Source organism: Streptomyces sp. M-16 (assembly GCF_052114405.1).
In the GTDB taxonomy this organism is placed as follows: domain Bacteria; phylum Actinomycetota; class Actinomycetes; order Streptomycetales; family Streptomycetaceae; genus Streptomyces.
In genome coordinates, this window is record NZ_JBFRER010000008.1 from 106,098 (window position 1) to 124,287 (window position 18,190).

Here is an 18,190-nt window from a genome sequence, read left to right on the forward strand (position 1 = left end):
TCACGGCCGGGTGCACACTGAGCGCCATGTTCCGCTTTCCCCGACCGCCCCGCAGCCTCGCCGGCCAGCTCTTCGCCATGCAGGTGCTGCTGGTCGCCGTCGTCGTCGCCGGGTGCGCGGTCTTCGCGTACGCGACCGCCCGGGGCCAGGCCGAGGACGCCGCCCGGCGCCAGGCCGGGGCCGTGGCGCGGTCCGTCGCCGACTCCCCGTCGGTGCGCGAGGCCGTCCGGACCGGCGGGAGCGGGGCGGGCCCCTCGGCGGCCCTCCAGCCCTACGCCGAGCGCGTGCGCGCCGACTCGGGCGTGGACTTCGTGACGATCATGGCCCCGGACGGGCGGCGCTGGACCCACCCGGACCCGCGCCGCATCGGCGAACGCTTCCTCGGCAACACCGCCCCCGCCCTGCGCGGCGAGACCTTCAGCGAGACCTACACCGGCACGCTCGGCCCCTCCATCCGCGTGGTCACCCCCCTCGCCGACGAGGGCGGCCGGATCGTCGGCCTGGTCAGCGCCGGGATCACCGTGCGCGCCGTCAGCGACCGGCTGGCGGAGCAGCTCTCCGCCCTCGCCTGGGTGGCGGCCGGCGCGCTGGCCCTGGGCGGCGTGGGCACGTACGTGGTCAACGCGCGGCTGCGCCGTCACACGCACGGGATGAACGCCGCCGAACTGAGCCGGATGTACGACTACCACCAGGCGGCCCTGCACGGGGTCCGGGAGGGGCTGCTGATGCTCGACGGCCACCGCAGGATCACCCTCGTCAACGACGCCGGCCGCGAACTCCTCGGCCTGCGCGGGGAGATCACCGGCGTCGGCGTCGCCGACCTCGGCCTCCCCGCCCCGCTCACCGGGGCGCTCCTCGCCGACCGTCCGCGGGTCGACGAGGTCCACCTCACCGCCGACCGGGTGCTGGTGGTCAACAGCTCACCGGTGGCCGGCGGGGGCCGCCGCGGCACCGTGGTCACCCTCCGCGACCACACCGAACTCCAGTCGCTCACCGGGGAGCTGGACCACGAAAGGGGCTTCACCCAGGCGCTGCGCTCCCAGGCCCACGAGGCGGCCAACCGGCTCCACACCGTGGTCTCCCTCATCGAACTGGGCCGCAGCGAGGAGGCGGTGGAGTTCGCCACCGCGGAACTGGAGCTGGCCCAGGCCCTGACCGACGAGGTCGTCACCGCCGTCGGCGAGCCGGTGCTGGTCGCCCTGCTGCTCGGCAAGGCGGCGCAGGCGCACGAGCGGGGCATAGAGCTGGTCGTCACCCCGGACAGTGGTGCGAGCGGGGCCGTCGAGGGGATGGACGGGGTCCCCGGGCTCCCGCCCGCGCGCGACCTCGTCACCCTGCTCGGCAACCTGATCGACAACGCCGTCGACGCCCTCACGGGGGTGCCCGGAGCGCGGATCGCCGTCACCGTGCGCCGGGACCCGGACGGCCTGCTGCTGCGGGTCGCCGACAACGGCCCCGGACTGCCCGAGGGGGTGGACGTGTTCCGGCGCGGCTGGTCCGGCAAGGGGGAGGGGCGGGGCCTGGGACTGGCGCTGGTCCGTCAGGTGGCCCACCGGCACGGCGGAGCCGTCGACGCGGTCTCCGGGCCGGTCGGGGGCGCGGAGTTCACCGTCAGCCTGCCGCTGCGCCCCGGCGGTACGGGGCCGGGCGGGGCGGCGGAAGCGCAGGACGGACAGGAGGCGGCGGGGACGGCGGGGACGGCGGGGACGGCGGGGACGGAGGGGACGGAGGGGACGTGGGGGACGGCGGGGACGGAGGGGACGTCGCGGGACCGGATGCCGCGGGCGCGGGAGGTGGGGCCCGGGGAGGCCCGGGACCCGGCCGCGGAAGGCCCGGACCCGCGGCCCCGCATCCCCCGTCAGCGCCGTGCGGGGGGTGCGTCGTGAGCGCCCCCGAGGTGCGGGTGCTGGTGGTCGAGGACGATCCCGTCGCCGCCGCCGCACACGCGCTCTACGTCGGCCGGGTGCCCGGCTTCACGGCCGTGGCCGCCGTCCACTCCCTCGCCGAGGCCACCCGGGTGCTGGAGCGGACCCGGGTCGACCTGCTGCTCCTCGACCTCACCCTGCCCGACGGCCACGGGCTGCGCTTCGCGCGCGGGCTGCGGGCCGCCGGGCATCCCGTCGACGTCATCGCGGTGACCTCGGCCCGGGACCTGGCGGTGGTCCGCGAGAGCGTCTCGCTGGGCGTGGTGCAGTACGTACTGAAGCCCTTCGCCTTCCCGACGCTGCGCGAACGCCTGCTGCGCTACGCCGAGTTCCGTGCGTCGGCGGGCGAGGCGGCCGGTCAGGACGACGTGGACCGGGCGCTCGCCGCACTGCGCGCGCCCGGTCCGGCGGAACTGCCCAAAGGGCTCAGCGCCCCGACCCTGGACCGGGTCGCGGCGCTGCTGCGGGCGGCGCCCGAGGGGCTCACCGCCGCGGGGGCGGCCGAGGCGGCCGGGATCTCGCGGATCACCGCACGCCGGTACCTGGAGCACCTGGTGGACACCGGCCGGGCGGACCGCACCCCCCGGTACGGTCAGGTCGGCCGCCCCGAACTGCACTACCGCTGGCTGGCGGCGGCGGCCGGCTCCGCGTCGAACGCGTAGAACCTGCGGTGGTCCAGCATGTCGGCCGGGGTCACGTCGTTCCACGGCCGCATGGTGTCGCGCAGGTCGACCACGTTGGCGGTGCCGGCGGCCGGCAGGTAGGGGGACTGCGGGTGCTTCGCCTGCCAGTCGGCCCACAGCTTGTCGATGAAGGCGTGGTGCATCCAGAACACCGGGTCGTTGGGGGAGACTCCGGTGGCCATCTGGCCGCCGACCCACACGTGCACCCGGTTGTGCAGGTTGGCGCCGCGCCAGCCCTCCAGGTTGTTGCGGAAGCCGTTGGAGGAGCTGTTCCAGGGCGCCATGTCGTAGACCGGCATCGCCAGGACGGCGTCCACCTCGGCCTTGGTCGGCAGCTGGGCGACGCCCTCGCCGAGCGCGCGGCGCAGGTAGTTGCGCCCGTCGACCCGTACGGTTACCTCCCACTTGCCCGTCGCGTACGCGAAGGGTCCGTCCATGACCTGCCCGTCGCGGGCCCGGCCGGTGCCGCCGAGGAAGTCGGCGGCCCAGAGGGAGGAGCGGGTGGTGCGGTCGGCGGTCCAGTCCCAGTACGGGATCGACACGCTCGCGTCCACCGCCTGAAGAGCCGCCTCGAACTCCAGCAGAAAGCGACGGTGCCAGGGGAGGAAGGAGGGGGAGCGGTGGCCGACGCGGTCGCCCGAGTCGGTGTCGCTCATGATGAAGCCGTTGTGGGTGGTGACGAACCGGTCGTAGCGGCCCGTCCGCTTCAGTTCGAGCAGCGCGTTGGTGAAGGCGCGCTTCTCCTCGGGCGTGAGCGYGGCCTGGTTCTTGCGGACGGTCATGCCATGCCCCCCATCTGCATCGGGGCGAGCTGCGAGCCCTGGAGCTCGCGCACCGCGGCACGGGCCAGCGAGGTCGGGTCGGCGAAGGTCTCGTAGTGGTTGACGACGCTGATCCAGGTGCCGTCCGCGTTCTGCATCACGTGCAGTTCGCGGCCGTCTATCCTCACGGTCGGCAGACCGGGGGAGTGGTGGCCGCCGTGGTGACCGCCCCCCGTGCCGGGGGCTATCTGGATCCGGCGGCCCTGGTACACCTCGTCGACGGTGCCGGCCGGGGTGGTGGCCGCACGGGAGTCGGTGGCGGCGGCGTGCGCGGTGGCGCCCGCGATGCCGAGGACGGTGAGTGCGCCGGCAGTGGTGCCCAAGGCCTGCCGACGGGTGATCTTGTTCATGGCCGAAGGACTATCAGGGCCATGGCGGCAGTTGGCTGCTATCCGGACATCAGCGGATAAGTTTTGTGTAGAACAAATGAAATGATCTTCCTGTTCGGGTCGGTCCCGGCAGCCGGGGCGGGAAGATCTGCGGGTGAAATGCTACTGGACAGTAATTCTTCCGGCATGACGGGGGCGCTATGGAGGGGATCACATGCCGGGGTCGGCCGGAAGGTGTGGCTCGCGCCGCACTTTCCTCAAGCGTTTCCCGAGGGGTGCCGAAGCCGATTTCGTCATGTTCCGCACCCTATAGTCGCGATATGGCTCTTCATGAGACGAAGGACGCGAACGCCAGGGACGCCGATACGGACGTGTTCACGTCCGCCCTCAGCGGCCAGATCCTCCCGAAGTACCGGATGCCCGACGACCACTCGCCCTCCGAGGTGGTCTACTCGCTCCTCCACAACGAGCTGCTCCTCGACGGCAACGCCGCCCAGAACCTGGCCACCTTCTGCACCACCTGGTCGGACGACGGCGTGCACCGCCTGATGAACGAGTGCCTCGACAAGAACATGATCGACAAGGACGAGTACCCGCAGACGGCCGAGATCGAGGCCCGCTGCGTCAACATCCTGGCCGACCTCTGGAACGCCCCGCCCGGCACCTCCGGCACCGGCTGCTCCACCACCGGCTCCAGCGAGGCCGCCATGCTCGGCGGCCTCGCCCTCAAATGGCGCTGGCGGGCCCGCCGCCGGGCCGAGGGCAAACCGGCCGACCGGCCCAACCTGGTCTGCGGCCCCGTGCAGATCTGCTGGGAGAAGTTCGCCCGCTACTTCGACGTCGAGCTCCGGCAGGTCCCCCTGGAGCCCGGCGCGACCGGCCTGGTCCCCCACCAGCTCGCCGCCCACGTCGACGAGAACACCATCGGGGTCGTCGCCATCCTCGGCGTCACCTACACCTGCGACTACGAACCCGTCGCCGAGATCGCCGCCGAGCTCGACCGGATCCAGCAGGAGCACGGCTGGGACATCCCCGTCCACGTGGACGCCGCGAGCGGCGGCTTCGTCGCCCCCTTCCTCCACCCCGACGTGGTGTGGGACTTCCGGCTGCCGCGCGTGGCCTCCGTCAACACCTCCGGGCACAAGTACGGCCTCGCCCCGCTCGGCGTCGGCTGGATCGTCTGGCGCACCGCCGAGCTGCTCCCCGCCGACCTCGTCTTCGACGTGGACTACCTCGGCGGCGACATGCCGACCTTCGCCCTCAACTTCTCCCGCCCCGGCGGCGAGGTCATCGCCCAGTACTACCTCTTCCTGCGGCTGGGCCGCGGCGGCTACCGGCGCGTCCAGCAGGCCTGCGCCGACACCGCGCAGTACCTGGCCGGGGAGATCGCCGGCATGGGCCCCTTCACCCTGCTCTACGACGGCCAGGGCGGGCTGCCCGCCGTCTCCTACACGCTCGCCGACCCGGCCGGCGCCGGGTTCACCCTCTACGACCTCTCCGACCGGCTGCGGATGCGCGGCTGGCAGGTGCCCACGTACCCGCTCCCGGCGGACCGTCAGGACACCGTCATGCAGCGCGTCCTGATCCGCCACGGCGTGACCCGCGACCAGATCGCCCTGCTCGTCACCGACCTGCGGGCGGCCGTCGAACACCTCCGCGCCCACCCGCAGCCGGTCCCCGCCACCGAACCCAGGTCGGGCTTCCACCACTGACCGCCCGCGGTCACCGACCGGAACGGGACCAGCGCATCCCCAGGGCCGTCAGCGCGGCGGCCCGCTCCGGCGGCAGCCCCGCCGCCCGGGAGCGCTGGTTGGCGATCCACGCCCCGAGCCTGAGCTCCTGGTCCCCCCACCGCTCCACGTGCGGGCGGGGGACCCTCAGGTGCCCCTCGCGGGCGTGGAACTGCCGGGCCGCCTCCAGATACGCGGCCCACGCGGAGGCATGGCTGCGGCGCGCGGGCGGACGCTCCTCATCCGGCGCCGGGGACAGCCCCAGCGTGTGCTCCAGCAGCCACCGCTGCGACCACCCCAGCCGCTCCCACCCCAGCCGCTGGGCGCGCACCCACGCGCCGAGGTCCTCGCCCTGCACCAGCACCCGGCCGGGAACCGACGGAAGCCGGCCGCCCGCGTCCAGGTGCACCCGGGTCAGGTGGAAGGCCCGCTGCCAGCCGATGTCCCAGACGGGACACCAGGACGGGTCGATCCGGTCCAGCGCCTCCCGCCGCTCCTCCGACAGCGCCCCCGGACCCTCCCGGCGCGCGGCGGCCCGGTTGTTCTTCATCCACACCCCGACGGGCGCCCCGTGCCAGGTGGCGTCGACCGGCGGCAGCAGGTGCCCGTGCTCGGCGGCCCAGGCCCGCGCCGCCGCCAGGCCCTCCTCGAAGGCCACGTCGAAATGGCTCCACACCATGCCGAGCCCGTCCAGCTCCCGCATCCGCTCCCGGCCCAGCGCGCCCCGGCGGTACGTGCGCCGCGCGTCCGCGATCCACTGGCCCAGCGGGAACCCCGCCAGGGCCGGCGGCCACCCCTCGCCGGACTCCGGCACCCGGTAGGCGAACGGCACCCTCAGGTCCCCGGCCGTCGCCGCGTAGATCCGCGCCGCCTCCGCCCCGCGCCGCCACCGCGTGTGCTCCGGGTTGAGCACCCGCAGCCGGACGAAGGCCGCCAGCAGCGCCGGATCCCGGGGCGTGGAGAAGCTCAGCAGCGCCGCGGCCCCCGGCCCGGGGCCGCCGCTGCCGGCGGCCGCACCGGTCGCCGACGCCGGGCTGCCCGGTGCCTGCGGCTGGGCCAGAGCCTCCACCAAGCGTGAGTCGTGCGCCCTCAGTGCCTCCAGGAGCCGCGCGAGGTCCCCGTAGGCCCGCGAGGTCAGCATCGTCTCGGGGGACTCCCCGGGCCCCAGCAGCACCGGCACCACCAGCGAGGCGACCTTCCCCTCGCCGGGCCGGATCCGCAGCGCCCGGCCCACCGCCTGCACCAGGTCCGGCATGGAACCGCGTACGTCGGCCCAGAACACGGAGTCGCACTCCTTGGTGTCGACACCCTCGCCCAGCACCCGGACACTGCCCAGGAACGCCTTCTCCGCGACCCGGTCCGCGGCGAACGCGTCCAGCACGCGCCGCCGGTGGGCCGCCGTGTGCTGCCCGCACAGCCAGTCCGCCCACACCGTGCGCGGGTACGCCGGCAGCGCCGACCGGCTCGCTGCCCGCAGCCGCGCCGCGACCGCCGGCAGCCCCGCCGCGAAGGCCTCGGCCTCCTTCGTCAGATGGTGGAACACCAGCGTCCGCCGGAACCCCTGGTCCGCCGCGGCCTTCACCAGCGCCGCCTGGAGCGCCGCCAACCGCATCCCGCGCACCCGGTCCGAACGGCCGTCCGCGCCCAGCAGCACCGCCGACCGGAAGCCCGGGTCGCTGATGTCCACGCACACCACCCGGTACGGGGCGCAGATGCCCCGGTCGATGGCCTCCGACAAGGGGAGCGTGTAGCAGCGGGCGCCGAACGGCCCCTCCGGATCGTCCTCCATGGAGGCGACCAGCTCGCCCCGGCCGCGGATCCCGTCGGTGTCCCGGGCGCGCGGACGCCCCTCCCCGTACTCGTCCTCCGCCCCCTCGGCTTCGGGGTCCTCCCCGTCCCGCCACACCCGGGGGGTGGCCGTCATGTACAGCCGGCGGGCGGAGGGGATGCGCGTGTTGTCGTGGACCACCGCCCAGGGCTTGCCGATCCGCCCCGACGTACGGTGCGCCTCGTCGACCACGATCAGGTCCCAGGGCGGCAGACCCGCCAGGTGCGCCCGCTCGACGGTGCCCTGCCCCAGCGACGCGTACGTGGCGAACACGGTCACCCGCTCCACCGGCCCGGCGCCCCACCGGGCCAGTTGGCCCGGATCGGTGGTGGTCGGCAGTCCCGCCTCCTCGGCGCGCAGCGAGCACACCGCGACGGCGCGCCCGGTGCGGCCGCCCGCCCGCCAGGCGGACACGGTCTGCACGAGCAGGTCGAGCGAGGGCACCAGGACGAGCACCCGCCCCGCCCGCAACTCCTCGGCGGAGCGGACGGCGACCAGGGACTTGCCCGACCCGGTCGCCATGATCACCTGGGTGCGCAGACCCCGTCCGGGGAGCCGGCCGTCGGCCGGGGGCTGCAGGGCGCGCACGACGGAGTCGACGGCCTCTCGCTGATGCGCGCGCAACTGCGGCTTCGCCATCCGACTCGTCACCCCGTCCCCTTTGATCTGCCTGTTCTGTTCCAGGTCCTATCTTGCCCGGATTCTGAGACAAACAGGGGAAGGGGGAGGTCCGGACGGGTCACGTCCGGACTGTCACGTCCGCACCGTTGCGTCCGGACGGTTCGGATCCGGACCGCCGCGCGCCCCGGGTGGTCACCCGGGGGCGGCCGGCCGCTCGCGGAGGACGGCCGGTCACATGCGGGCGCCGAAGTTCTGCGTCCACCAGGGGCCGCCCGCACCCGGGCGCATGCCCACGCCTATGTCCTTGAAGGAGCAGTTCAGGATATTGGCCCGGTGACCCGGGCTCTTCATCCACGCGTCCATCACGTCCTGCGCCGTCTGCTGACCCTTCGCGATGTTCTCCCCGTACGTCGACCAGCGGTACCCGGCGGCCGTCGTCCGCGTTCCCGGGTCGCCGCCGTCGGGGTCGGTGTGCGAGAAGTAGTCCCGCTGCGCCATGTCCTCCGAGTGCCCCTGGGCCGCGGAGCGCAGCTGCGCGTCCTCCTTGAGCGGCCCGCAGCCGGCCGCCGCCCGCTCGGAGTTGACCAGGGCGATGACCTGCCCCGCCACGCCCGCCGGAGCGGGCGCCGGAGCCGGTGCGGCCGGGCGCGGCGCGCTGGTCTTCGGCGGCGTGGGCGCGGGGGCCTTCGACGAGCTGGCGGAGGGCGAGGGGGAAGCCGAAGCGGAAGCGGACGCCGAGGGCGAGGGAGAGGCCGAAGCGGAGGCCGAGGGCGAGGCCGACGCGGAGGGCGCCCCCGCGTTCGCGTCGGGGGCCGACAGCGCGGCCAGCGGGGACGCGGACGCGCTGCCGGCCGCCTCGGTGCCCCTCTTGCCGGGCAGCGAGCCGAGGTAGACCAGGCCGCCGCCCGCCACGCACGCGGCGATCACCGCCCCGCCGACCGCCCGGCRCCGGTTCTGCCGCTTCCTGCGCTGCGCCCCGCGGCCGGCGTCCGCCCCGGAGCCCGAGTCGCCCGCGTCGCCCCCCTTGCGGCGCGCCGCCCGGCCCGGTCCGGACACCACCGGGGCGAGCTGGGTCTCCGCCCCGGCGAAAGCCGCGCCCGCCGGGGCGAACGCCGCGCCGGCGGTGGCCGACCGTACGCCCGCCAGCAGCGCCGCCGTCACCGGGACCAGCGCCAGACCGGCCAGCAGCCCCTCCGCCGGGACCAGACCGTTCCACAGCCCCGAGCAGCGCAGGCATTCCCGGGCGTGCCGGGCTATTCGCTTGCGCCACAGGGCGGAGGGCCGCCCGTCCCACGTGCCGGTCATCGCCCGCAGCCCCTCACAGGGCGGCTGCGTCTCCAGTGCCCGCTCCACCACCCGGGCCGACTCCAGCTGCGCCTTCATCCGCTGCACCCGCACCGCCGCGTGCTGCGGGGTCAGCTCCAGCGCCGCGGCCATCTCGGCCCGGGTGACCTCCCCGGCGCACTCCAGCCACCACAACGACAGCAGCGCCCGGTCGTCGGGCTCCAGCCAGCGCGTGGCGCGGGCGGTCTCGCGCCGCTGCCCCGACAGGTGGAGCCGCGCGACGGTCAGGTCGGCGAAGTCGGCGCCGGGGTCGGCGAGGTCGCCGGCCTCCTCCAGGCCGCTCTGCCCCGGGCCGTTCTGACGGGACTGCCAGTGCGCCCGGACCCGGTTCATCGTGATCGCCACCAGCCAGGACCGGAAGCTCTCGTCCGCACGCAGGCCGCTCAGCCCGTCGAGCGCGCGCAGCATCGTGTCCTGTACGACGTCGTCCACGTCGACCGACCCGTTCAGGGCGCGCCCGACGATGTTGTAGACGAGCGGCAGGTGGGTGCTGACGAGCTCGTCCTGCGCGCGGGGATCACCCGTGCGGGTCGCTGCCACCAGCGCTGCCGTGTGCTGTGTACTCATGTGAAAGTCCCTGTCCGTACCGGCGGTCGATGATGCCCAATAACTGGGAGACCGTCGAGTGGGGCCCCGATAACACTTATCCGGAAGAAGTTTCCGGGAAAATCCGCGGAGCCGCTCGGCGCGGGCGTCCGGACGGCTCAGAGCAGCGGGGCAAGTGCCCGCGCGGCCTCCCGAAGGGCCGGCGCGTACCCCTCGGCCTCCTGACGGGAGACCAGGAAGGTGACGGTGGTGACGGAGACCCCGCCGAGCGGCCGGCCGTCCGGTCCGGCGACGGCCACCCCGGCGCAGCGGATCGAGGGCTCGTTCTCCTCGTCGTCCACGGCGAACCCCCGCGCGCGCACCGCCGCGAGCTCCGCCTCCAGTTCCACCGCCGTGGTCAGCGTCCTCGGGGTGCGGCGCGGCAGACCGGCCGAGGCGACCAGGGCACGCACCTCCTCCGGAGGCAGCAGGGCCAGGACGCTCTTGCCGATCGCCGTGGTGTGCAGCGGCATCCGGGTGCCCACGCGCGAGGCGGTCCGGAAGGGCTGGTCGGCCTCCAGCTTGCGGATGTAGGTGATGGTCTCCCCGGTGTGCAGCGCCAGGTGCACCGTCTGGCCGGTCTCCCGCCGCAGTTCGCGCAGGACCTCGTCGACGCCGGCCGGCTCCGCGGCGCGGACCAGGGCCGACAGGCCGTGCAGCCGGGGGCCGGTCGCGTAGCGGCCGTCGCCTTCCGGGCGGACGAAGCCCTGCTCGATCAGGGCGGCCAGGATCCGGAAGGTGCTCGACTTCGGTACGGCCGCCGCCGTCATGACGTCGGTGAGGCGGTGCGGGCCGCCCGGCGCGGCGACGGCCTCCAGGATCCGCAGGGACTTCTCCAGGGCGGACCCCGCCGCAGAGGTACGGCCCGCGCGAGCGGGCCCCGCCTTCTCGGCGGCGGCCTCCGTCACGTCCCGGGATGCGTCCTCGGACACGTCCTCGGATCCCGGCCCGGACCCTTCCTCCGGCCTTTGCCCCGGTCCTTGCTCCGTTGACACGTCATCTCCCGGCATGGGTAGGGTCTGGACCACGAAGTTCCGCCACACGATACCTCGTTCCACTACGTGGAACACATCGGAGGGTGCTTTGTCCTGCCACCCGTACGCGGTGATAGCCGCCCAGCGCCTGCTGCCGGTGCTGCGCAACACCGGTCCGGACGAGGCCGTCCGGGCCGCCACGGACCTGCTCGCCGCCGGCTGCCGCGCCGTGGAGCTCACCACCTCCACCCCCGGCTGGGCCTCGGCCGTCGCCCGCACCGCCCCGCTCACCGACGCCCGCGGGCGCCGCGCGCTGATCGGCGTGGGCACCGTGACGACCCGCGCGCAGGCCGAGGAGGCACTCGACGCGGGCGCCGGCTTCCTGGTCTCCCCCTACCCGGCCCCCGCGGTCCGCGAGGTCGCGCGGCGGCGCGCGGCGGTGTTCGTCGAAGGCGGGTTCACCCCCGGCGAGATCGCCGCCGCCGTCCGGTCCGCCGGCGCCGCGAAGGTCTTCCCCGCCCACGTCGGCGGCCCGGACTTCATCCGCTCCCTCAAGGCGGTCCTCCCCGACGCCCTGCTCATCGCCACCGGAGGCATCCGGCCCGACGAGGTCCGCACCTGGCTCGCGGCGGGCGCGAGCGCCGTCGGCATCGGCGGCGGCCTGCCCGCGGACCCGGCCCGGCTGGCGGCGCTCTTCGCGGAACCGGCCGGACCGTGCTGCGCCGCGTGCGGGGCGGACCCCGGCGCTCCCGGCGACGGGGTGCGGTGACGATGGCCGCCGCATCCCGCGCGTACGACGTCCTCGTGCTCGGCGAGGTCCTGGTCGAGATCCACGCCCGCTCGGCCCTGAGCGCGGTGGCCGACGGAACCACCGCCCGCATCTCCTTCTCCGGCGACGCGCTCAACGCCGCGGCCGCCGCGGCGGCGGCCGGAGCGCGCACCGCACTCCTCACGGTCGTCGGCGACGACGAACTCGGCGGCCCGCTGCTGCGCCGCGCCGCCGAACTCGGAGTCGACGTCTCCCACGTCCACCGCGCCGCCCGCCCCAACGGCGCCTACCTGCTCGGCGCCGACACCGACGGGGACCGGGAGTTCGTCTACTGGCGCACCCGCAGCGCCGGTTCCACCCTCTCGCCGGCCCACACCCGGGCCTGGCGGGAGCTGCTGGCCGGCACCGGGGCGCTCATCACCAGCGGGATCACCGGCGCGCTCTCGCCGAGCGCCCGGGAGGCCGTACTGGACGCCGCCCGCACCGTCCACGCGGCCGGCGGGCACCTCACGTACGACCCCAACCACCGGCCCCGGCTGACCGGGCGCGACCGGGCCCGGGACCTGCTGGCCCGGATCGCGCCGATGACCGGGCTGCTCAAGACCTCCTGCCCGGCCGACGCGCTCGCCCTGGTGGACACCGCCGACCCGCAGGTCGCGGCGGTCCGCTACCGGGCGCTGGGGGCCCGTGCCGTCGCCGTCACCTGCGGCGCCGGGCGGCTGCTGCTGGACGAGGGCTCCCGGGTGGCCCGCTTCCCGGTCCCGCCCAACCCGGCGCCCGTGGACGCGACCGGCGCCGGGGACTGTTTCACCGGCACGGCCACGGCCCGGATCGTGCTGGGCGACACCCTGGAGCGGGCGGTGGCCCACGGGGTGGCGGCCGCCTCCCTCTCGGTTTCGGGGCGCGGGGGCACCGGGTGCGTGCCGGCCTTCGCGGACACGGCCGCGCTGGCGGCTACGGTCCGTCCGGGTACGCGACCGGGTCCGTGACCCAGCCCGCCGCGAGGACGAGGCGCGAGGTGCGGTGGACGGCCAGGAACCCGAAGGGCCGGTCGAAGGTCACCTTCGCCCCGCGGGTCCGGTAGCGCCGGCCCGGCGCCGCGCTGCCCGGCGCGGTGGCGATCGCCGTCACGGCGGCGGCCTCGAACCCGCGCGCGTGGAAGCGGGCCAGTGCGGCCTGCCGGGCCGAGCCCACCGCGAGCGGCTCCGGGCTGATACCGGGGAAGTGGCCGCGGCCGGGGTCCGAGGCCGTCTCCAGGCCGAACACCCCGGCCCGCTCCAGGAGATCGTGCTCCGCGCGCACCTCGAAGGCGGCCGTCTCGATGAAGAGCCGGGGCTCGGGGGATGCGGAGACCACCGTGCCGGTGAGCAGGCCGGGGCCGGGAGCGCCGTTCGGCAGCAGGCTCACGCCCGTTGCGGGGAGGGCGCGGGTGGCGGCCCGGATGCCGGTGCCGAGCACGTCCCCGGGGCGGGCCCGCGGCTCGCCCAGCACGAGGTGGACGTCGACCCCGGTGTCCGCGACCACCTCCAGCAGGGTGACCGCCCCGCCGGGGCCCCGGGCCACCTTCACCCGGTCCAGCAGGGCCGTGTCGCGGCGCAGCATGCGCAGGGGCCGGCCGGCCCATGGTCCCTCGTGCGCCTCGCCGTACCCCTCACGGAACGGCCGGATCCAGCTCAGCCGCAGCGCGAGCGCCGAGGCCAGCACCAGTTGGACCGGGTCGGGTCCCTCCGGCAGCGTGACCGGCATCCGCTCGATCATGCCGTCGGTGCCCTCGCGGGCCCAAGCGTCCAGCACCTCGCGGTCGCGGTCCGCGTCCCCGCTCAGCGTGCCCCTCGCGGCGGGCGGGAGCGCCGCCGACCAGCCGGGTTCCAGGGGAAGGTCCTCGCGGGTCCAGAGTCCGGTCGCCGACCGCAGCCCCCGTACCGTCCCCAGCGCGGCCAGCAGCTCCCGTGCGGCCGGCGCCGCGTCCTCGGCGGGTATGCCGAGCGCCTCGGCCAGCTCCGTCCGTGCCGGGCCGGCCGCGCCGCCCGCGAGGAGGGCGAGCAGCGGCCAGAGCCCGGCCGCGGTGAAGACGGTTCCCGCCTCCGCGGTCGGGGCGGCGGCCGCCCAGCGTGCCGTGAGCCGGTTGACCGCGCGTACCGTCGAGTTCCTCATGCGCGCGAGGGTACGTGGGGGGCGCCGCCGGGCCGGAACGGTTTTMCTCGGCCCGGCGGCGCCGGTCGGGGGGCCGGCGGGGAGGCAGCCGGTCCGGGGGAGCGGGAGGACAGCCGGTCCGGGGACCGGCAGCGCAGCAGGTCCGGGGACCGGCAGCGCAGCAGGTCCGGGGGAGCCCGTCAGAGGCCCCGCAGCCCCCGGTCGACGGCCGTGGTCAGCTCGGCGTCGGCCGTGTCCCCGTCCAGGGACCGGAACACCGCCCCGCCGAGGCCCTGTTCGCGGACGTGTCGGGCCTTCGCGTTCAGCACCTGCGGGTCGTCTTGGGCCGGCGCCGTCGGGACGAAGGCCGGCAGCTCGTGACTCCGGCGCCGCTCGCGGCCGTACGCGTCGAGCCGGTCGCGGAACTCCTCGGCCAGCGCCGAGAAGCCGCGCTTGTCCTGCGGCCGGTACCCCGTGTCGGCGTCGCCCGCCGAGCCGGGCCACTCCCGGTCCAGGTCGACGCCGTCGAAGAGGCCGGCCGCCGAGCCCCGGCCGCCCTGCGACCCGTCCTGCGGGCCGGCCGCGGCGGGTGCGAAGGCGGTCAGCGGGGAGAGCGAGCAGGCGGCGACGGCCGGCCTTCCGAGCATGCTGCGGCGCATGGGCTTCCTTCGCGGATGCGGTGAGTGGTGCTCGTAAGCCGGAAACTATTGGTCTGGACCAGCCGGGTCAAGGGGGCGGCCACCCCCGGGTTCCGCGCGACCGCCCGGCCGTCCGAAAAACATCCTCCACGGCCCTGGGCACCTCTGCGCCCCCTCGCTACCCTCCGCGCATGATTCCCACGGTGGTCTGGGGCACCGGCAACGTCGGCCGCGCGGCGATCCGCGCCGTCGAGGCCCACCCGGCGCTCGCCCTCACGGCAGTGATCGTCCACAACCCCGGCAAGATCGGCCGCGACGCGGGCGAACTCGCCGGACTCGACCGGCGGCTGGGGGTGGCGGCGACCGGCGACGCCGCGGCGGTGCTCGCCGCCCGGCCCGCCGCCGTCGTCTACGCGGCGTCCGGCGACGTCCGTCCCGACGGCGCCCTCACCGACATCACCCGGGCGATCGCGGCCGGAGCGGTCGTCGTCAGCCCCGCCCTCTACCCCCTCTACGACCACCGCGGCGCCCCGCCCGAGTTCCGGGACCCGGTCCTGGCGGCGGTCGCGGAAGGCGGCGGCTCCCTCTTCGCCTCCGGCGTCGACCCCGGCTGGGGCAACGACGTGCTCCCGCTGCTGCTCAGCGGACTCGGCACCACGGTGGACGTGATCCGCTGCCAGGAGATCTTCGACTACTCCACGTACGACCAGCCGGACTCCGTCCGCCACCTGGTCGGCATGGGCCGGCCCATGGACCACGAGCCGATGATGCTCATGCCCTCGGTCCCGACCATGGTGTGGGGCGGCCAGATCCGGATGATGGCCCGCGCCCTCGGCGTGGAACTCGACGAGATCCGCGAGACCTCGGACCGGCGCGCCCTCGACACCACCGTGACCACCCGCACCATGGGCGAGTTCGAGGCCGGCACCCAGGGCGCCATCCGCTTCGAGGTGCAGGGCATCGTCGACGGCGAGCCCCGCATCGTCATCGAACACGTCACCCGCATCCACCCGTCCTGCGCACCCGACTGGCCCACCCCGCCCGACGGGACCGGGGCCCACCGGGTCGTCATCGAGGGCCGCCCGCGCATCGAGGTCACCGTCGAGTGCACCGACGAGGACGACAACCGCTCCGCCGGGGGCAACGCCACCGCCGTCGGCCGGCTCGTCGGCGCAATCGACTGGCTGGTCGACGCCGAACCGGGGCTCTACGACGCGCTCGACGTCCCGCTGCGACCCGCAGTCGGCAAACTCGGAAGGAAGCAGCCATGAGGATCGACGTTCCCGAAGGACAGCACCCGATCGAGTACGTGTGGGGCGATCTGGTACCCGGCATCGGCATGGCCGCGGCCAACTTCTCCCTGTCCGTCTACGCGCACACCACTCTCGGCCTGCGCGAGTTCGAGGCCGCCCGGCTGCGCATCGCGCAGATCAACGGCTGCGTCTTCTGCCTCGACTGGCGCACCGACCGGGACGGGGAGAAGGTCGAGGAGGGGTTCGCCGACGCGGTGACCGAGTGGCGGACCACCGGGGCCTTCGACGACCGCACCCGGCTGGCGGCCGAGTACGCGGAGCGCTACGCCCTGGACCACCACAACCTCGACGAGGAGTTCTGGGCGCGGATGACCGCGCACTACAGCCAGTTGGAGATCGTGGAGCTGAGCATGAGCATCGGCTCCTGGCTCGCCTTCGGCAGGCTCAACCACGTGCTGGGCCTCGACAGCGTCTGTGTGCTGCCGGGCGGCTGAAGCGGCCCGGGGCCGTGCGGAGGCGGTTCCGCACGGCCCCGGGACCGGACCGCCGCCCTCAGAGGTCGGTGGCGATGATCTTCTCTATGTTCCGTTCGGCGAGGGCCGTGATCGTCACGAACGGGTTGACGCTGGTGTTGCCGGGGATCAGCGCTCCGTCGATCACGTACAGGCCGGCGTAGCCGCGCAGGCGGCCGTAGTTGTCGGTGGCCTTGTTCAGCACGGCGCCGCCGAGCGGGTGGTACGTGAGGTGGTCGCCCCAGATCTTGTTGGTGCCGAAGAGGTCGGTCCGGTAGATCGTCCCCTCCTTCGAGTTGATCTTGTCGAAGATGCTCTTCGCCATGTCGATGGAGGGCTGCTTCCAGGCGGTCTGCCAGTTCAGGTCGACCTTGTCGGCGGCGGCGTTCCAGGTGAACTCGGCACGGTTGGGGTTCTTGGTGATCGAGAGGTAGAAGGAGGCGTACGTCTCGATTCCCGTGGGCAGCGGGGCCACCTCGGCGAAGGCGCCGCCCGCGTCCCAGTTGTCGATGCCGCCGCAGGGGATGGAGGCCTGCACCTTGCCGGTGGGGTCCCACATGTGGTTGGCCCGGCCGCACATGACGTTGCCGTTGTCGCCCCAGCCCTTGCCGATCTCCTCGTTCAGGTCGGCCAGCGCTCCCGTTGCCTTCAGCTTGACCAGGAGCTTGCTGGTGCCGACGCTGCCCGCCGCGAAGAAGACCCGGTCGGCGGTGACGGTCTTGGTGGCGACCACCGTCCCGGTGGTGTCGAGCTGTTCCATGCCGACCGTGTAGCCGCCACCGGCCGAGGGGGAGACGGTGGTGACCCGGTGCAGCGGGGAGATGACGACCTTGCCGGTCGCCCGGGCGGCCGCGAGGTAGGTCTTCTGCAGGGACTTCTTGCCGGCGTTGTTGCCGTAGAGGATCTCGCCGTCGACGGCGGACTTGGGGACGGTGCCGGCGACCTCCTGCTTCATGTAGTCCCAGTCGTAGACGTCCGGGACGAAGACGAAGGGGAAGCCGGAGCGCTGGGCGTGCTTGCGGCCGACCCGGGCGAACTGGTAGCAGTCCACCGTCTCGAACCAGTCGGGATCGATGAGACCCACGCCGAGCCCGGCGTTGGCGCGCGGGTAGTAGGTGGTGTACATCTCCTCCGCGTCCACCGAGGGCAGGATCGCGGCGAAGTTCTGTCGCCTGGGCGTCACCGCCATCCCGCCGTTGACCAGCGAACCGCCGCCCACGCCGCGGCCCTGGTAGACGATGATCCCGCCCATCTCCTCGGCATCGAGGATGCCCGTGTACCGGGGGACGTCCTTGTCGATGGGGAAGCCGAGGAAGTTGCTGAGCGGCGCCTTGGTCCGGGTGCGGAGCCAGTACGAACGGTAGTCGGGCCTGGTGGTGTTGGCGAAGATCTTGCCGTCGCTGCCGGGGGTGTCCCAGGCCATGCCCATCTCGATCATGTGCACGTCGACCCCGGCCTGCGCGAGCCGCAGCGCGGCGACGGAGCCGCCGTATCCGGTACCGATGACGAGGGCCGGGACGTGGGCCCCGGAGTCGATGGGCGCGTTCGCGGCGGCCGCCCCGGTGGCGCTCTCCGCTCGGGCCGGGATCGTGTTGACCGTCAGGGCCAGGGCCCCAAGAATGGAACTGGTTCCAGCAATGAATCCGCGGCGGGTCACACCCTTGGACACCTTGCTGTGCAGGCTTTTGTCGCTCACGTGATCTTCCTCACTCTCGACGGAGTGAGAACAAGTTCTACTGTTGAATGCCTGCCAAGTCACTACACGCGTCGAGGTAACTTGTGACCGGTTCGCCTGCTGGGTCTGTTGGGTTCGGGAGTGCCCGGGAAGGTCCCCGCCGGGCCGCCGCGAATTTTCCCCGAGTTGACACCCGAATTCAGTGGATCTTCGTGGCGCGGCGTGCCATGGTTGGTCCACCGAAGGGGTGTAGCTCAGCTGGTCAGAGCAACGGTCTCCAAAACCGTAGGCCGCAGGTTCGAATCCTGCCGCCCCTGCCATCGGAGAACGGCCGGGGGTCCGGACCGCAGCGAATGCTGCAGGTCCGGAC

At 74.2% G+C, this 18,190-nt stretch carries 14 protein-coding genes, 1 tRNA gene and 1 pseudogene; 8 read left to right on the forward strand and 8 right to left on the reverse strand.

Annotation, left to right across the window (positions count from 1 at the left end; all coding sequences use genetic code 11):
- Positions 1 to 26: 26 nt before the first annotated feature.
- Both AB4039_RS06700 and AB4039_RS06705 read left to right on the forward strand, forming a co-directional pair.
- Positions 27 to 1,886 carry a sensor histidine kinase gene (locus AB4039_RS06700; RefSeq protein WP_442270255.1) on the forward strand — a complete coding sequence of 620 codons (1,860 nt, stop codon included), beginning with the start codon at positions 27 to 29 and terminating at the stop codon, positions 1,884 to 1,886.
- On the forward strand, positions 1,883 to 2,587 hold the full coding sequence (locus AB4039_RS06705; RefSeq protein ID WP_266847107.1) for a response regulator: 705 nt from the start codon (positions 1,883 to 1,885) through the stop codon (positions 2,585 to 2,587). Before AB4039_RS06700 ends, AB4039_RS06705 begins: the two co-directional genes overlap by 4 nt.
- Here AB4039_RS06705 and melC2 read toward each other — a convergent pair.
- Both melC2 and melC1 read right to left on the reverse strand, forming a co-directional pair.
- The gene (gene melC2 / locus AB4039_RS06710) at positions 2,542 to 3,390 is read right to left on the reverse strand and encodes a tyrosinase MelC2 (RefSeq protein ID WP_442270256.1); all 849 of its coding nucleotides are present in this window, start codon (positions 3,388 to 3,390) and stop codon (positions 2,542 to 2,544) included. The two genes, AB4039_RS06705 and melC2, sit on opposite strands and share 46 nt — an antisense overlap.
- Complete coding sequence (gene melC1 / locus AB4039_RS06715; RefSeq protein WP_266847111.1) at positions 3,387 to 3,779, reverse strand: apotyrosinase chaperone MelC1; 393 nt, start codon at positions 3,777 to 3,779, stop codon at positions 3,387 to 3,389. Before melC1 ends, melC2 begins: the two co-directional genes overlap by 4 nt.
- A 299-nt stretch (positions 3,780 to 4,078) precedes the next feature.
- Here melC1 and AB4039_RS06720 point away from each other — a divergent pair, with 299 nt between their 5' ends.
- A complete protein-coding gene (locus AB4039_RS06720) occupies positions 4,079 to 5,470 on the forward strand; it encodes a glutamate decarboxylase (RefSeq protein ID WP_266847113.1) in 1,392 nt (463 codons plus the stop codon).
- A 10-nt stretch (positions 5,471 to 5,480) separates the two neighbouring features.
- Here the strand turns inward: AB4039_RS06720 and AB4039_RS06725 are convergent, their stop codons facing one another.
- The 3 genes from AB4039_RS06725 to AB4039_RS06735 all read right to left on the reverse strand — a co-directional run bounded on the left by AB4039_RS06725 (position 5,481) and on the right by AB4039_RS06735 (position 10,798).
- A complete protein-coding gene (locus AB4039_RS06725) occupies positions 5,481 to 7,967 on the reverse strand; it encodes a Helicase associated domain protein (RefSeq protein WP_442270257.1) in 2,487 nt (828 codons plus the stop codon).
- A gap of 201 nt (positions 7,968 to 8,168) precedes the next feature.
- Positions 8,169 to 9,848: a sigma-70 family RNA polymerase sigma factor gene (locus tag AB4039_RS06730; protein WP_442270258.1), complete on the reverse strand. Its 1,680-nt coding sequence runs from the start codon at positions 9,846 to 9,848 to the stop codon at positions 8,169 to 8,171.
- 137 nt (positions 9,849 to 9,985) lie between these two features.
- Entirely contained in the window at positions 9,986 to 10,798 is an 813-nt protein-coding gene (locus tag AB4039_RS06735) for an IclR family transcriptional regulator (RefSeq protein ID WP_442270259.1), read from the reverse strand.
- Positions 10,799 to 10,949: 151 nt separating this feature from the next.
- Between AB4039_RS06735 and AB4039_RS06740 the strand changes: the two genes are divergently transcribed.
- Positions 10,950 to 11,609 carry a bifunctional 4-hydroxy-2-oxoglutarate aldolase/2-dehydro-3-deoxy-phosphogluconate aldolase gene (locus AB4039_RS06740; RefSeq protein ID WP_266847119.1) on the forward strand — a complete coding sequence of 220 codons (660 nt, stop codon included), beginning with the start codon at positions 10,950 to 10,952 and terminating at the stop codon, positions 11,607 to 11,609.
- Between the two features lie 2 nt (positions 11,610 to 11,611).
- Positions 11,612 to 12,598, forward strand: coding sequence for a sugar kinase (locus AB4039_RS06745; RefSeq protein WP_442270260.1), 987 nt, complete (start codon positions 11,612 to 11,614; stop codon positions 12,596 to 12,598).
- Here the strand turns inward: AB4039_RS06745 and AB4039_RS06750 are convergent.
- Positions 12,564 to 13,763: a serpin family protein gene (locus AB4039_RS06750; RefSeq protein ID WP_266847122.1), complete on the reverse strand. Its 1,200-nt coding sequence runs from the start codon at positions 13,761 to 13,763 to the stop codon at positions 12,564 to 12,566. The two genes, AB4039_RS06745 and AB4039_RS06750, sit on opposite strands and share 35 nt — an antisense overlap.
- A gap of 314 nt (positions 13,764 to 14,077) precedes the next feature.
- A pseudogene (locus AB4039_RS06755) lies at positions 14,078 to 14,317 on the reverse strand (glycosyl hydrolase); the annotation flags it as partial.
- Positions 14,318 to 14,571: 254 nt separating this feature from the next.
- Here AB4039_RS06755 and AB4039_RS06760 point away from each other — a divergent pair.
- Positions 14,572 to 15,651 carry a dihydrodipicolinate reductase gene (locus tag AB4039_RS06760; RefSeq protein ID WP_266847124.1) on the forward strand — a complete coding sequence of 360 codons (1,080 nt, stop codon included), beginning with the start codon at positions 14,572 to 14,574 and terminating at the stop codon, positions 15,649 to 15,651.
- The gene (locus AB4039_RS06765; protein WP_371675244.1) at positions 15,648 to 16,127 is read left to right on the forward strand and encodes a carboxymuconolactone decarboxylase family protein; all 480 of its coding nucleotides are present in this window, start codon (positions 15,648 to 15,650) and stop codon (positions 16,125 to 16,127) included. Before AB4039_RS06760 ends, AB4039_RS06765 begins: the two co-directional genes overlap by 4 nt.
- A 58-nt stretch (positions 16,128 to 16,185) precedes the next feature.
- Here AB4039_RS06765 and AB4039_RS06770 read toward each other — a convergent pair whose 3' ends face one another.
- Positions 16,186 to 17,841: a GMC oxidoreductase gene (locus tag AB4039_RS06770; RefSeq protein ID WP_442270261.1), complete on the reverse strand. Its 1,656-nt coding sequence runs from the start codon at positions 17,839 to 17,841 to the stop codon at positions 16,186 to 16,188.
- Between the two features lie 222 nt (positions 17,842 to 18,063).
- Here AB4039_RS06770 and AB4039_RS06775 point away from each other — a divergent pair.
- Positions 18,064 to 18,140, forward strand: a tRNA-Trp gene (locus tag AB4039_RS06775).
- Positions 18,141 to 18,190 lie beyond the last annotated feature (50 nt).